The organism is Frigoriflavimonas asaccharolytica (assembly GCF_013294015.1).
Classification (GTDB): Bacteria; Bacteroidota; Bacteroidia; order Flavobacteriales; family Weeksellaceae; genus Frigoriflavimonas; species Frigoriflavimonas asaccharolytica.
Genome location: NZ_JABSNO010000015.1, coordinates 65,989 through 79,175, shown reverse-complemented (window position 1 = coordinate 79,175; position 13,187 = coordinate 65,989). Strand labels below are relative to the sequence as shown.

The window sequence follows — 13,187 nt, the reverse complement described above, 5'->3', positions numbered from 1 at the left end:
TTTCTTTTTGCTTCCATTTTTTTCGATGTAAACTCATGACACAAATTTAAGGTTATTACTAATTTATGTGTCCAGGAATTAATCACGCTATTACCATAATTAACATTGTGTTTTTTGTTGTGATAATTAGAGCGGTGCTTTATTTAACTTTGAGTTATAAAAAGGAAGTGCTGTCTTCTATTTCTAAATTGACGTGAAAATAAAGAATTTATCAAAAGAATATAATTGGCATTTTAAGAAATCGTAAAATTAATTTAGTTGTTTTTTTTATCTTCAGATTAGCGCAAATATTTCTTACCCCAAAAATTATACGCCTGATCTCTTAATCCCCAAGTTTTGTGCGTAATTAGTCCCTGTTTTAGTCCTTTGAAAAGAAAAAAGTCTGTAAATACTAGATTTACAGACTTGTTTGCGGAGAGAGAGGGATTCGAACCCCCGGACCTGTTACAGTCAGTAGTTTTCAAGACTACCGCAATCGACCACTCTGCCATCTCTCCTATTTCTGAATTTGTTTCCGTTTTCAGAAGTGCAAATATAAGGTTGTTTTTCTACTTGGCCAAATATTTTATAAAAAAAATTAATTAATTTTTTAAAACCCAAAATCCTAAAAATATTGCCAAAATACCTATCAAAATACTCAAACCTACATATAATGCTAAAATGCCATAATTACCTTCCTGCCAAAGCGTATAATTCTCAATAGAAAATGCGGAAAACGTAGTAAAACCTCCACAAAATCCTGTTATTATTAAAAATTTTAGATAATTATCAACCTTTAAAAAATAAGCTGAAGCCAGGCCAATTAGAAAACAACCTACAATATTTACGGTAAAGGTTCCAAAAGGAAATCCTTTGATATTCCAAAGTTTTTGAGAAAAATTTGAAATCAAAAAACGCATAACGCTTCCTAAACCTCCACCAATAAATATATAGATTAATGCTTTCAATTAATTATATTCTATGTAATCTTTTGGCTTGTTTTCCAACTCACCCAGATATTTTTCTGCATCCATTGCAGCCATACAACCACTTCCAGCAGCAGTTATTGCTTGTCTGTAGATGTGATCTTGTACATCACCCGCAGCAAATATTCCTGGGAAATTAGTTCTTGTAGATTTAGAATCCGTTACCAAATATCCATTTTCATCCGTTGTCAATTGATCTTTGAAAATATCTGTATTCGGTTTATGACCAATCGCGATGAAAATTCCATGAACATCTATTTTAGATTCTTCATTCGTTTCATTATTAATGACAACAGCTCTTTCTACCAAACTATTTTCACCTTCAATACCTATTAATTCATGATGAAACAATACCGTTATGTTCTCAGTATTATCAACTCTGTGGATCATTGCTTTCGAAGCGCGAAACTCTCCTTTTCTAACCAAAATAGTTACATGTTTGCACAATTTTGCAAGATAAGTTGCTTCTTCTGCAGCAGTATCTCCACCACCAACTACGATGACGTCTTTTCCCTTGTAGAAAAATCCGTCACACGTAGCGCAAGCAGAAACTCCACCACCAGAATACTTTTTCTCATCATCTAATCCTAGATATTTTGCCGTTGCGCCTGTAGATATGATTACTGTTTTTGCAAAAAGCTCTTTTTTTCCTGCCCAAAGTTTATGAATACCACCAACTTCATTAGAAAATTCTGTTTTGGTAATCATTTCATAATGAACCTTCGTATCAAATCTTTCAGCTTGCTTTTGCAAATCGATCATCATTTCTGGTCCGGTTACTCCATTTGCATACCCCGGAAAATTATCAACTTCTGTAGTGGTTGTTAATTGTCCTCCAGGTTCCAGTCCTGTGTATAATTCTGGTTTTAAATCTGCTCTTGCTGCATAGATAGCTGCGGTAAAACCACTTGGTCCAGAACCAACAATGATGCAGTCTAAAATATTTTGCTCTTCCATATATAAGGATGTATTTTTTTTAATTTTTAATTGAGTCTGCAAATTTCGGAAATTTAATTAACTTATTTCCTTTGCGCAGAATTCTTTTGCGATGCCGCAAATAGATATTTTCTAAAATTGTGAATAATAACTTTTAGTTGGGAAGCTTGCAGTCTGTTCGTAAACTTCTAAAACGCAATCACTCTTCTCTCATTTATGCCTTCTTTTCTCCTTCATTTTTCACGAAAAAAAATCCAATAAACTTTGGTTGCTAAAAATTGATAAAAAATCACATTAAAATCTGATCAAATCGCAAAATTCTGCCACCATTTTTTCAGCAATCATCTTCTATTAATTATTTCCTCAAACTGCCTGCATTCAAAATTTTATAAACCATTTCCTTCAAAAGTTCACTATCAGAAGTTTGGTTTGCGCCCAAACCTTTGCTCTTCATATCTGCATCTCGCAATGTAGAAATAATTTTAGAAATATGTTTTAAGGGGTAATTTCTTGCTGCTTCTGCATAATCTTTTATAAAATATGGATTAACACCCAATGCTGTAGCAATGTTTTGAGGATTTTGGCCAACCATCAATTGATAAATCATCAGTTTTGAAAAGAAATCAAACAATCTTCCAACCGTCATAATCAATGGATTGGTTTTTGGATTTTTACCCATAAAATAAACAATTCTATAGGTCTTGTTACCATTTTTACTACCAATTGCATTTTGAAGTTCAAATACGTTGTATTCTTTGCTTATTCCAATATGTTTCTCTACCAATGCTTCATTCAAAACTGCATCTTTTGGCAAAAGCATTTGCAGTTTATTTAATTCATTAATGATTCTAGAAAGATCATTCCCAAGATATTCTGCAAGCAAATGAGAGATATTTGGTGCAGTTTGTATTTTTAAAGCTGTGCATTGTTCGGCGATCCATTTTGCAAGATTATAATCTCGAATTGGTTCACTATCAAAAAGCATTTTATTGGCTTTCAGCGTTTTTGTGAATTTTTTTCTACTGTCTAAACCTTTTTTCTTATAACCCAAAACTAAAGTAGTGGTTGGAACGGGGTTTTCCAAATATTTGTTGAAAATCTTCTCTGCTTCCAAACTCAAATGTAAATCTTGCGCTTCTTTCACGATGATGAGATTTAAATCTCCAAACATAGGAACTTGCTGCGCCAAAGATATTATTTCGGCAACATTCGTGTCTTTTCCGTAGATTACTGTTTGCCCGAAAGCTTTTTCATCTTCGGATAATACATCGTTTTCAAAGGCCTTTAAAACGGTATCTATATAATATGGTTCTTCGCCTTGAAAAAAGTAAAAGGGTAGAAGTTCTTTATTTTTAATAGATTTGAGGACAGAATTTAATTCTTTCATAAAATAATGGAACTGCCAAAACTAAATTTCAGCGCAAATTTTGATTTCAAACTCAAGAAAAACAAAGATAAGATTTTTATTTATGATTTGGTGCGCAAAAATTGGTTTCTGCTGACACCAGAAGAATGGGTGCGCCAACATTGGATTCTTTACTTTTTGAAAATTAAAAATTACGCTGCATCTGCATTAATAGTAGAAAAGAAAATCGAAATAAATAATGTTACCAAAAGATTGGATCTATTAATCACAGAAAAAACGAAACCGATTATTTTAATTGAATGTAAAGCGCCCAACATTAAATTGACAGAAAAAACCTTTGAACAAACTGCCAGATATAATTCTATTGTTTGCGCGGAAGAAATAATTTTATCTAATGGGATTCAACATATTACGGCAAAATTTATTGATGAAAATTATATTTTTGAGCCTAAAGAATTTTAGAAATAATGTCTATTAGCAATTTATCTAAAGATAATTTATCCCTGAAAATATATTCCAATTTTAAAAAATGAAAAACCTTTATTGAAAAATTAATACTTGTTGTGCATTTGGGAATATTTTTTTTAACGCAAAGAATTTCAATTATTTACATTTATTTTAAGTAAGCAAAGAATGCGAATATTCGCATTTGAAGCGAACGCTTAATCAAATCTGCTTGCAGATTCCACTTTGCTAACTTAAATATGACGTAAAAAGAAAACTTTGCGTTTATTTTTTTAATTAACTGATTTTACATTTTAAACTCTAAATCCACAATAGGTATTTAATTCTATAAAAATATTTGAGTATTTCGCTCTTGAATTTCACTACATATTAAAAATAATTTTCCTATTTTTGACCAATGGAAAATTTCATAGTTTCTGCAAGAAAATACCGCCCAAAAGAGTTTGATACTGTTGTTGGACAATCTCATATTACAGAAACTTTAGAGCATTCCATCGCCAACAATCGCGTTGCACAGGCTTTGCTTTTCTGCGGACCACGTGGTGTGGGAAAGACATCTTGTGCTAGAATTTTCGCTAGAAAAATAAATGAAAAAGACGGATCTACTTCTGAAGATGGCTTTGCCTACAATATTTTTGAATTAGATGCCGCATCCAACAATTCTGTAGATGATATCCGAGAATTAACGAGCCAAGTTCGCTTTGCTCCGCAAGTTGGGAAGTACAAAGTATATATCATTGATGAGGTTCACATGCTTTCTTCTGCAGCTTTCAACGCTTTTTTGAAGACTTTGGAAGAACCGCCAGAACATGCAATTTTCATTTTAGCAACTACAGAAAAGCACAAAATAATTCCTACCATTTTATCAAGATGTCAGATTTATGATTTTAATAGAATCACTATTGAAGATATCCAAAAACATCTGGTAGAAATTGCAGGAAAAGAGGACGTGAAATATGAAGAAGACGCACTATATTTAGTTGCACAAAAAGCTGATGGTGCTTTGCGAGATGCACTTTCTATATTCGATCGCCTTTCTACTTTCACAAAAAAAAATATAACATTAGAGCAAACTGCAGATATTTTAAATATTCTGGATTATGATCAATATTTAAAAATTGTAGACGCTACTTTTGAAAATAATATTGCCGAAGTTTTGACGCATTTCAACGAGATTTTGAAGAAAGGTTTTGATGCGCACCTCTTCATCGCAGGTTTAGGAAATCATTTCCGAGATTTGATGATGGCGCAAAATGCTGCAACCTTACATTTAATAGAAACTGGCGAACAAACCAAAGTGAAACTATCTGAACAAGCCACAAAATGGAAAGCGCAGATGTTGATAGATGCCATAGAAATTTGCAATTTTGCAGACATCAATTACAAAAATTCAAAAAATCCTAGATTAACCGTAGAAATTGCTTTGATGCAATTGTCCAGTTTGTCTGCAGCTGAAGAGATTAGTAAAAAAAAAAGTTCCTAATTCTAGCGCCATTTCTTGAAAAAATTTCAAAAGATTTAGTAAAAGAGAATGTAGAAAAGCCCGTAAAAGCTCCTACAATATTGGAAGAAATTCCTGCAGAAGTTGTAGTAAAAAAAGCGGAAAAACCTCTATTGAAGCAATCTTCACCTTCTAAATTTAGTATAAAAAACATTTTAGAATCAAAACCAGAAGAAATTTTGGAATCTACTTCTGAAAATCTTACAAAAAATCTTCCCGCAAATCACTTCACAGAAACAGATTTGCAAAAATATTGGCATTCTTTTTTAGAAAATATTCGCAAAGATGATATTGTTACCTACAATGCCATAAGCGGATTTAAGTTGATAAAACTTGAAGAAAATACCATCGAAATACGTTTTCCATCTCACACTGCAAAATCTGAATTTGATAAAATCTCTCATGATTTTCTCAACGGTTTTTCTCATGTAGTAAATAACCACAGCATAGAAATAAAGTTTGAAAATCTTGGTGGACAAATGAAAAAACAAGCGACAACCAAACGAACAATTTTTGATTCATTTTGCGAAATAAATCCATTATTGCGAGAACTAGATAAGACCTTTAAATTTGATCTAGACTAAATTGTAAGAACTGAAAAAACTACCTGCATTCTTTTTAACGCTCAATTTTTAAAGTGTTCTTAGGGAAATTTGGCTTTTTCTATTAGATAATTTATTAAAAATGCTATTATTTTTGTGGTAGAAGGTTTTCTATTTTTATAATAATATTTTTAAACTGAAAAATTGTACTTTTGTAAAATTTACTATCAAATATTTATAATTAATGGAACTTAATACCATACAAAATTCTTGGAAAAATAATTTCAAAAATCCCATCATAATCGCAGGACCTTGCAGTGCAGAGAGCGAAACTCAGATGCTAGAAACTGCAGAAAGAATCAAAAATTCCGGTTTAGAAATTCCAATATTTCGCGCAGGAATTTGGAAGCCACGTACGAAACCTAATGGTTTTGAAGGAGTTGGAGTCATCGGTTTGGGCTGGCTAAAAAAGGTGAAAGAAGAGTTTGGTTTTCAAACTGCTACAGAAGTAGCAAATTCGCATCATGTAGAAGCTGCTTTAAAGGCAGATGTAGATATTCTTTGGATTGGAGCACGATCTACCGTTAATCCTTTTACCATGCAAGAAATTGCAGAAGCTTTGGAAGGAACTGAAAAAACTATTTTAGTCAAAAATCCAGTAAATCCAGATTTAGCTTTGTGGATTGGTGGTTTTGAAAGATTGTTGGCGAAAAACATCACCAATTTAGGTGCAATACACCGTGGTTTTTCTACGTACCAAAAAACAAATTACAGAAATACGCCGAATTGGCAAATTGCTTTAGATTTCAAAAATCAATTTCCAAATATTCCTTTATTTATAGATCCTTCACATATTGTTGGAAAAAGGGATGGTTTGGCAGAACTTACTCAAAATGCTATAAATTTAGGCTATGATGGCGCAATGATAGAAACACACTGCAATCCAGATGCTGCTTGGAGTGATGCAAGTCAGCAGATTACGCCAGAAGTTTTGGCTACCTTAATTTCAAATTTAAAAATTAGGAATGCCAATTCAGATTTATCGCAAGAAAATTTAGAGCAGAATAGAAGCATTATTTCCGATATAGATTCTCAATTGATAGATTTACTTTTTGAAAGAATGAAAATCTCTGAAAAAATTGGAATCTACAAGAAAGACAACAATATTGCTGTATTTCAACCAGAACGTTGGAAAATTATCAATCAGTATGCGCTACAAAAAGCAAGTCTTACCAATATGTCTGCTTCATTCATAGAAAAGGTCTTCAAAGCAATTCACGAAGAATCTGTAGAAGTTCAAAATGGAATTATGAATAATGGGAGTTAGTTTTTATAGTAAATTTTTATAATTTAAAGCATGAAAAAAAAATTTAACAATTGAAAGGTCTCATCATAAAATCTACCGGAAGTTGGTACCAAGTAAAAGATTCGGATACATCAATTGTATATGAGGCTAGAATTCGTGGAAAATTTAAATTACTAAAAAATAGATTAACAAATCCCTTGTCCGTCGGAGATTATGTAGAATTTCAATTGGAGATTGATGATGTAGCGTGGATTACTAAAATAGAACCGCGCAGGAATTATCTTATCCGGAAATCTGTAAATCTTTCTAGAGAAGCGCACATTATCGCTTCAAATATAGATATTGCGTGTGCATTATTTACACTTAAATATCCTGAAACTTCGCTTGGTTTTTTAGATAGATTTCTAGCTTGTTGCGAAGCCTACGATATAAAGCCCATCATTTTATTCAATAAAGTTGATCTTTTAACTGATGCAGAAAAAGAAATAGTAACAGAAATAGAAGCAGACTACCAAAAAATAGGCTACGAAACCTTGGCAATTTCGGCTTTTTCTAAATTTAATTTGGAAATTTTGCAGCAAAAAATTAAGGATAAAGTTTCTGTATTTTTTGGACATTCTGGGGCAGGAAAGTCTACTTTGGTAAATGCACTTCAAAATGATTTGCACATTAAAACAAATGAAATTTCTGCATCTCAACTTAAAGGAAAACATACCACAACCTTTGCGCAGATGCATTTCTGGGATTTTGGAGGAAGCGTGATAGATACTCCTGGAGTTCGAGAATTTGCAATGATTGATGTTTTGCGCGAGGAAATTCAACATTATTTTCCAGAAATTTTTAAAAAAAGTGATGAATGCAAATTTTATAACTGTTTGCACATCAATGAACCGAAATGCGCGGTGTTAAATGCTACAGAAAATGGCGAAATTCTAGTTTCTAGATATATTACTTATTTAAAATTGATGGAAGAAGCTGATGAAATGGAGAAAAAATAAGACTTTAATTATTGAAACTTCAGATTTTGTTATATCTAAACTAGTACTTATAATTAAATGAAGAAAATATATGATTTTATTATTTGATACTTATTATTTTGATTCAAAAGCTAAAACTGTATGCATTTCATTTGAAGATTGGGCTAAAGAAGATCAATATGAAGTACTCGAAGAAACGATTGAAGGCATTCAAGAATATGTTTCGGGCGAATTTTATAAAAGAGAGTTACCGTGTATTTTAAGCCTAATTAAAGGTATTGATTTAAACAAAGTAACCTTGATAATTATTGATGGTTTCGTATATTTAGATGATCATCAAAAAAAAGGATTAGGAGCTTATTTATACGAAAATTTAGATCGTAAAATTCCCATCATCGGTGTGGCAAAAAGAGATTTTTTCGCAATAGAAAATTTGAGAGAAAAAATATACCGCGGTGGTAGTCAAAACCCTTTATTCATAACTTCTATTGGAATAGATCTAGATATAGCAAGCAAGCTAATCAAAGATATGAAAGGTGAATACAGAATTCCAACGCTGCTTAAAACTGTGGATCACTTGACCAGAATAGAATAGATATGATCAAAATTCTATAGCAACAGAAAAATTCAATACTTGATTAAATTAAAAAAACAAAAAAAGCTGAAGTTCAAACTTCAGCTTTATTAAAAATAATAGGTAAATTATTATTTTTTAGATTCTTCGATAGAAACTTTTCTAAATTCTTTCAACATTTTTTCTAGTTCTAATGTTGCTTTTCTTGCTCTTGCTCCTGCAGCTTTTACACCTTTTTCCATTAGAGAATCAGATTCTGTTTTGAATGCTTCAAATTCTGCGTGGATCTTTTCTACTAGTTCTTTCATAATATATTTTTTAATTAGTAATGCAATAATACTGCTTGTAGATGAAAATAAAAAATAAAACGGACTAAAATATCTGCATTGTAGCGAATTTTAACAAAATTTATTAAGTTAATTCATAAAAAAACCCCAACCGAAGTTGGGGTAAAAACTAATAACCATGAAAACTCAAATTAAATTATGAGAATCTACAATCATATTTGCAAGATGTATGCCACGATTTAAAAACAAGTGTTAAAATATTTGTTAAATATTCTTTAAAGTTTTTGTACTTTTGCGCGACTAAAAAAAATAAAAATATGAGTACAAATATTACTTTCACGATGATAAAGCCAGATGCTGTTGCAGATGGTCACATTGGTGCAATATTAGGCAAGATTTCTGGAGCTGGATTTAAAATTAAAGCTTTAAAATTAACACAACTAACTGTTGCAGATGCACAAAAATTTTACGAAGTTCACGCAGAGAGACCTTTCTACGGAGAATTGGTAGACTTTATGAGCTCTGGACCAATTGTAGCAGCTGTATTAGAAGGTGAGAATGCAGTAGAAAGTTTTAGAAGTTTAATTGGTGCTACAAATCCTGCAGAAGCTGCAGAAGGAACAATTAGAAAAATGTTTGCAAAATCTATTGGAGAAAATGCGGTACATGGTTCAGATTCTGACGAGAATGCTCAAATTGAAGCAGCATTTCACTTTGCAGGAAAAGAAATTTTCTAATTAATTCTATAGTAATTTAAATAGTAAATTTAAATTTTTTATAAAAAACCACAAGTTTAATCTTGTGGTTTTTTCGTTTTGCATACAAAGATTATTGAAAATTAAATAATTAGCCTCATCTAATAATTCCTATTTTTATTTCATTGATTTTTAAAATATCTCTAATGAAAAAAGGTCTTGTCTGGTTCAAAAATGATTTACGATTGCATGATAATGAGGCTTTGCAAAAAGCTTTGGAAGAATGCGACCAACTGGTCTTTTGTTTTTGTATAGAACCCAATCTTTTTAAAAATATTTCGCTAGGATTTCGAAAAGTTGATATCAATAGATTTAAATTTTTACAGCAATCTGTAGATGATTTAAAAGAAAATTTAGAAAAAATAGGAGGGCATCTAATAATAAGTGACAAGTCTGCATCAGATTTTATTCCTAATTTAATTGAAGAATATGATATCTTGAACATCTATGCGGAAGAAGAATATGCAAGCGAAGAATTAAATATTATAAAAGAATTGCAGCATAAAATACCTGCTACTAACTTCCATTTCTATTGGGGGAAAACTTTATATCATAAAAACGACATCCCTTTTGCAATTCCTGAAATACCATTGACCAGCAAAGCATACAGAATCCCAGCTGGAAAAGAAGCAGAACCTAGAAAAATTTTTGAAGCACCTGAAAAAATAATTTCTTGCAAAAATGCCAAAAGCACTCAATTTCCATCTTACAAAAAATATGGATTTACAAAAAAAGAATATGATTCTGCAAAGCCAATATTGCGAGGAGGAGAAACACAAGCATTAGAAAGATTGCAATATTATACTTTTGAATCTGAATTATTAACGGGATATCGTTGGTCTAGAAATAGATCTCAAGGTTTAGATTACTCTTCAAAATTTTCACCGTATTTAGCATTAGGTTGCATATCTCCTCGTAAAATTTATGAAGTAGTGAAAGAATATGAGCAACAGATTAAAAAAAATCAAAGTACATGGTGGTTAATTTTTGAGTTGGTATGGCGAGATTATTTTACTTTTAAAGGTATGCGTTTTGGCGATGAAATTTTCTACACAAAAGGATACAAAAACAAAGAAATTCACTGGGAAAATGATCCTGTGAAATTTCAAAAATGGTGTGAAGGCAATACGGGAATTCCTTTTATAGATGCTCACATGCGACAATTGAATGAAGTAGGATACATGAGCAACCGCGGACGTGTGAATTGTGCTAGCTATTTTGTGCACGATTTGCAAATTGATTGGACTTGGGGAGCTGCTTATTTTGAAAGTAAATTGATAGATTATGATGTTTCTTCCAATTGGATGAATTGGCACATGCAAGCTTTTGAAATTTGGTACACCAATCCTGTACATCAATCCAACAAATACAAAGCACAAGAATACATACAAGAATGGATTCCCGAATTAAAAGGAAAAAACAAAATTGAGACTTTAATTCCGTGGGAATTTGAAGTACCAGATTATCCAAAACCGATAGAAGTTTATAAAAAATGGACCAGAGCAATAAATTTAATTCAGAAATTATTGGACTAGATAGTTTAAAATTTACTAAGAATTAAGACACTAAATCATTCTTTTTTTCTTAAACGAATAGGGCCTTTTAGTTTTTAAGGTAAATTGGTTTGTACCATTCCTTCTTGAAGAACGACCAATTTACCATCTAAAACCATTTTGTCTGCTACTTCTCTTACAAAATTCATATGATCTCGCCAATCTTCGGGAAATAATTCCCTAGCAACTTCTGACGGGCAGTAAGTTTTGTCCATCCCGCGGATTTCTGCGAATTTTAGATGAGAAGTTTCTATTAATTTTGAAATTTTCAAATCAAATTTTAAAAATTTATCTAAAACTTAAACTTTTAAGAGTTCAATAGTTTTCGCAGGATTGTCACTTGAAAAAACAGCATTACCGGCAACCAAAACATCTGCACCAGCATCAAAAAGTTTGGCAGCATTATCTAAATTTACGCCACCATCTATTTGTATTAGAGCGGTAGAATTATTAGATAAAATTAAATCTTTCGTTTCTGCTATTTTTTTATAGGTGTTTTTAATGAATTTTTGTCCGCCAAATCCGGGGTTTACACTCATTAATAATACCAAATCTACCAATTCTATAATGTCTTCTAGCATCAAAACTGGTGTAGAAGGATTGAGAACAACGCCAGCTTTTGCGCCAGAATCTTGAATTAATTGTATGGTTCTGTGCAAATGCGTGCAAGCTTCATAATGCACAGAAACTAAATCTGCACCTTGTTTTACGAATTCTTCTACGTATTTTTCTGGTTCTACAATCATTAAATGCACATCCACAAATTTTTTGGAATGTTCTTTCACGGTTTTCATCACAGGAAAACCGAAAGAAATATTGGGTACAAACCTTCCGTCCATCACATCTACATGCAACCAATCGGATTGAGAATCGTTCAACATTTCTATATCTCTTTTCAGATGCCCGAAATCTGCGGAAAGTAGGGAAGGAGCGATGAGTTTGTTTTTCATATTTTAAGGTAAAAAGTAAAAGCTAAGAAGTAAAAATTTTAAAGTTAAATTGTTCTTTTTTATGCAGTTGCAGGATTTATTTGAATTTGGCCACCGACAGCTTTTAGCACCTTCATTATTGTTGAAAATTGTGGTTTTGCTCCATCAGATAAAGCTTTGTACAAGCTTGGTCTGCTCATTCCAGTTTCTTCTGCTATTTTTGTCATACCGATAGCTTTGGCAATATTTCCAATTGCAACTACAACGTCTGATTCATTTCCTTCTTCCAATACGGAATTAAGATATTCTGCAATCATTTCGTTGCTGTCTAAATAATCTGCTATATCAAATTTTGTTGTTTCCATTTTTCTGTTTTTTTAGTTGATTCCAAATTTTCAAAATCTGTAGAAAGTAGGGAAGGGGAAATTAGTTTTGTTCCCATTTTTTAGAATTTATTTTATTTCTCTGTATTTATTAAAAAAGCCCCCAAAAAATATTTTATGGAGGCTTTAATTTAAACTATTTTTCAGAGGATTTTACTATTTGTTTGTTTTTGTTACTTGGTCATATTTTAACTCTATTTTTTTATTACCATTATATTCTACAATAATGATATTAGAATTTATACCAATAATTTTTCCTTCTGTAATCTTACCTTTCCTATTGAAAACGATACTATCACCTACGTTCAAAGTTATATTTGCATTTGCTTCTGTAGTTACATTTATTAATGTATTTTGTGTTCCCCAAACATCACCAATTATCTTTACTTGTTTACCATTGCTTTTAACGTAGATTTTAACATTTCGTAAAAACTCACCCTCGTATTTTTTAGTTAAATTATCTACAGCTTGCTCTAAAGCGTCATTATCAGCTTCTGCTACAGCTTCAACTTCTCGAGTTAAAAGCGTATATTTTTTACTATCATCTACATTCCTGTTTGAAATTGAAGTTAAATCTCCAATCCTATTCCAACTTCCACAACTTGTAAGTATTAATGCAGTACCTAATATAATTAAATTTTTCTTCAT

The 13,187-nt window shown here is 31.6% G+C and carries 16 protein-coding genes and 1 tRNA gene; 8 read left to right on the top strand and 9 right to left on the bottom strand.

All coding sequences use genetic code 11. The features are described 5' to 3' along the window. Positions 1 to 412 precede the first annotated feature (412 nt). The 4 genes from HNQ03_RS10560 to holA all read right to left on the bottom strand — a co-directional run bounded on the left by HNQ03_RS10560 (position 413) and on the right by holA (position 3,288). Positions 413 to 497 (bottom strand) — tRNA-Ser (locus tag HNQ03_RS10560). Between the two features lie 84 nt (positions 498 to 581). Then, complete coding sequence (crcB, locus tag HNQ03_RS10555) at positions 582 to 947, bottom strand: fluoride efflux transporter CrcB (protein ID WP_173779646.1); 366 nt, start codon at positions 945 to 947, stop codon at positions 582 to 584. Then, positions 948 to 1,922 (bottom strand): thioredoxin-disulfide reductase, encoded by a 975-nt coding sequence (trxB, locus tag HNQ03_RS10550; protein WP_173779649.1) that lies wholly within the window; start codon positions 1,920 to 1,922, stop codon positions 948 to 950. Between the two features lie 334 nt (positions 1,923 to 2,256). Beyond that, positions 2,257 to 3,288 (bottom strand): DNA polymerase III subunit delta, encoded by a 1,032-nt coding sequence (gene holA / locus HNQ03_RS10545; protein ID WP_173779645.1) that lies wholly within the window; start codon positions 3,286 to 3,288, stop codon positions 2,257 to 2,259. Between the two features lie 6 nt (positions 3,289 to 3,294). Between holA and HNQ03_RS10540 the strand changes: the two genes are divergently transcribed. The 6 genes from HNQ03_RS10540 (at position 3,295) to HNQ03_RS10515 (ending at position 8,653) form a co-directional block, all read left to right on the top strand. After that, positions 3,295 to 3,729 (top strand): type I restriction enzyme HsdR N-terminal domain-containing protein, encoded by a 435-nt coding sequence (locus HNQ03_RS10540; RefSeq protein ID WP_173779644.1) that lies wholly within the window; start codon positions 3,295 to 3,297, stop codon positions 3,727 to 3,729. Positions 3,730 to 4,129: 400 nt separating this feature from the next. After that, complete coding sequence (gene dnaX, locus HNQ03_RS10535) at positions 4,130 to 5,215, top strand: DNA polymerase III subunit gamma/tau (RefSeq protein ID WP_173779643.1); 1,086 nt, start codon at positions 4,130 to 4,132, stop codon at positions 5,213 to 5,215. A gap of 80 nt (positions 5,216 to 5,295) precedes the next feature. Continuing rightward, positions 5,296 to 5,817: a hypothetical protein gene (locus HNQ03_RS10530; RefSeq protein WP_226927493.1), complete on the top strand. Its 522-nt coding sequence runs from the start codon at positions 5,296 to 5,298 to the stop codon at positions 5,815 to 5,817. A 202-nt stretch (positions 5,818 to 6,019) separates the two neighbouring features. Beyond that, on the top strand, positions 6,020 to 7,102 hold the full coding sequence (locus tag HNQ03_RS10525) for a chorismate mutase (protein ID WP_173779642.1): 1,083 nt from the start codon (positions 6,020 to 6,022) through the stop codon (positions 7,100 to 7,102). Positions 7,103 to 7,152: 50 nt separating this feature from the next. Beyond that, the gene (rsgA, locus tag HNQ03_RS10520) at positions 7,153 to 8,079 is read left to right on the top strand and encodes a ribosome small subunit-dependent GTPase A (RefSeq protein ID WP_173779641.1); all 927 of its coding nucleotides are present in this window, start codon (positions 7,153 to 7,155) and stop codon (positions 8,077 to 8,079) included. Positions 8,080 to 8,149: 70 nt separating this feature from the next. Further along, entirely contained in the window at positions 8,150 to 8,653 is a 504-nt protein-coding gene (locus HNQ03_RS10515; RefSeq protein WP_173779640.1) for an endonuclease V, read from the top strand. Between the two features lie 110 nt (positions 8,654 to 8,763). Here HNQ03_RS10515 and HNQ03_RS10510 read toward each other — a convergent pair whose 3' ends face one another. Then, complete coding sequence (locus HNQ03_RS10510; RefSeq protein ID WP_173779639.1) at positions 8,764 to 8,940, bottom strand: histone H1; 177 nt, start codon at positions 8,938 to 8,940, stop codon at positions 8,764 to 8,766. 296 nt (positions 8,941 to 9,236) lie between these two features. Between HNQ03_RS10510 and HNQ03_RS10505 the strand changes: the two genes are divergently transcribed. Together HNQ03_RS10505 and HNQ03_RS10500 are read left to right on the top strand one after the other, a co-directional pair. Then, positions 9,237 to 9,656: a nucleoside-diphosphate kinase gene (locus tag HNQ03_RS10505; RefSeq protein ID WP_173779638.1), complete on the top strand. Its 420-nt coding sequence runs from the start codon at positions 9,237 to 9,239 to the stop codon at positions 9,654 to 9,656. 164 nt (positions 9,657 to 9,820) lie between these two features. Then, on the top strand, positions 9,821 to 11,209 hold the full coding sequence (locus HNQ03_RS10500; protein WP_173779637.1) for a DASH family cryptochrome: 1,389 nt from the start codon (positions 9,821 to 9,823) through the stop codon (positions 11,207 to 11,209). A gap of 74 nt (positions 11,210 to 11,283) precedes the next feature. On the opposite strand, the gene HNQ03_RS10495 is transcribed toward HNQ03_RS10500, so the two are convergent. The 4 genes from HNQ03_RS10495 to HNQ03_RS10480 form a co-directional block, all read right to left on the bottom strand. Continuing rightward, positions 11,284 to 11,499 (bottom strand): DUF3253 domain-containing protein, encoded by a 216-nt coding sequence (locus HNQ03_RS10495; RefSeq protein WP_226927492.1) that lies wholly within the window; start codon positions 11,497 to 11,499, stop codon positions 11,284 to 11,286. A gap of 27 nt (positions 11,500 to 11,526) precedes the next feature. Further along, positions 11,527 to 12,177, bottom strand: coding sequence for a ribulose-phosphate 3-epimerase (gene rpe / locus HNQ03_RS10490; protein ID WP_173779636.1), 651 nt, complete (start codon positions 12,175 to 12,177; stop codon positions 11,527 to 11,529). A gap of 59 nt (positions 12,178 to 12,236) precedes the next feature. After that, a complete protein-coding gene (locus tag HNQ03_RS10485; RefSeq protein ID WP_173779635.1) occupies positions 12,237 to 12,521 on the bottom strand; it encodes an addiction module antidote protein in 285 nt (94 codons plus the stop codon). Positions 12,522 to 12,695: 174 nt separating this feature from the next. Next, positions 12,696 to 13,187, bottom strand: a complete 492-nt coding sequence (locus HNQ03_RS10480; RefSeq protein WP_173779634.1) for a hypothetical protein — start codon at positions 13,185 to 13,187, stop codon at positions 12,696 to 12,698.

What these genes read in the sequence shown, in the direction of transcription:
- trxB (WP_173779649.1), bottom strand. Translation starts at nt 1,922, where the DNA reads ATGGAAGAGCAAAATATTTTAGACTGCATCATTGTTGGTTCTGGACCA.
- holA (WP_173779645.1), bottom strand. Translation starts at nt 3,288, where the DNA reads ATGAAAGAATTAAATTCTGTCCTCAAATCTATTAAAAATAAAGAACTT.
- HNQ03_RS10540 (WP_173779644.1), top strand. Translation starts at nt 3,295, where the DNA reads ATGGAACTGCCAAAACTAAATTTCAGCGCAAATTTTGATTTCAAACTC.
- dnaX (WP_173779643.1), top strand. Translation starts at nt 4,130, where the DNA reads ATGGAAAATTTCATAGTTTCTGCAAGAAAATACCGCCCAAAAGAGTTT.
- HNQ03_RS10525 (WP_173779642.1), top strand. Translation starts at nt 6,020, where the DNA reads ATGGAACTTAATACCATACAAAATTCTTGGAAAAATAATTTCAAAAAT.
- HNQ03_RS10515 (WP_173779640.1), top strand. Translation starts at nt 8,150, where the DNA reads ATGATTTTATTATTTGATACTTATTATTTTGATTCAAAAGCTAAAACT.
- HNQ03_RS10510 (WP_173779639.1), bottom strand. Translation starts at nt 8,940, where the DNA reads ATGAAAGAACTAGTAGAAAAGATCCACGCAGAATTTGAAGCATTCAAA.
- HNQ03_RS10505 (WP_173779638.1), top strand. Translation starts at nt 9,237, where the DNA reads ATGAGTACAAATATTACTTTCACGATGATAAAGCCAGATGCTGTTGCA.
- HNQ03_RS10500 (WP_173779637.1), top strand. Translation starts at nt 9,821, where the DNA reads ATGAAAAAAGGTCTTGTCTGGTTCAAAAATGATTTACGATTGCATGAT.
- rpe (WP_173779636.1), bottom strand. Translation starts at nt 12,177, where the DNA reads ATGAAAAACAAACTCATCGCTCCTTCCCTACTTTCCGCAGATTTCGGG.
- HNQ03_RS10485 (WP_173779635.1), bottom strand. Translation starts at nt 12,521, where the DNA reads ATGGAAACAACAAAATTTGATATAGCAGATTATTTAGACAGCAACGAA.
- HNQ03_RS10480 (WP_173779634.1), bottom strand. Translation starts at nt 13,187, where the DNA reads ATGAAGAAAAATTTAATTATATTAGGTACTGCATTAATACTTACAAGT.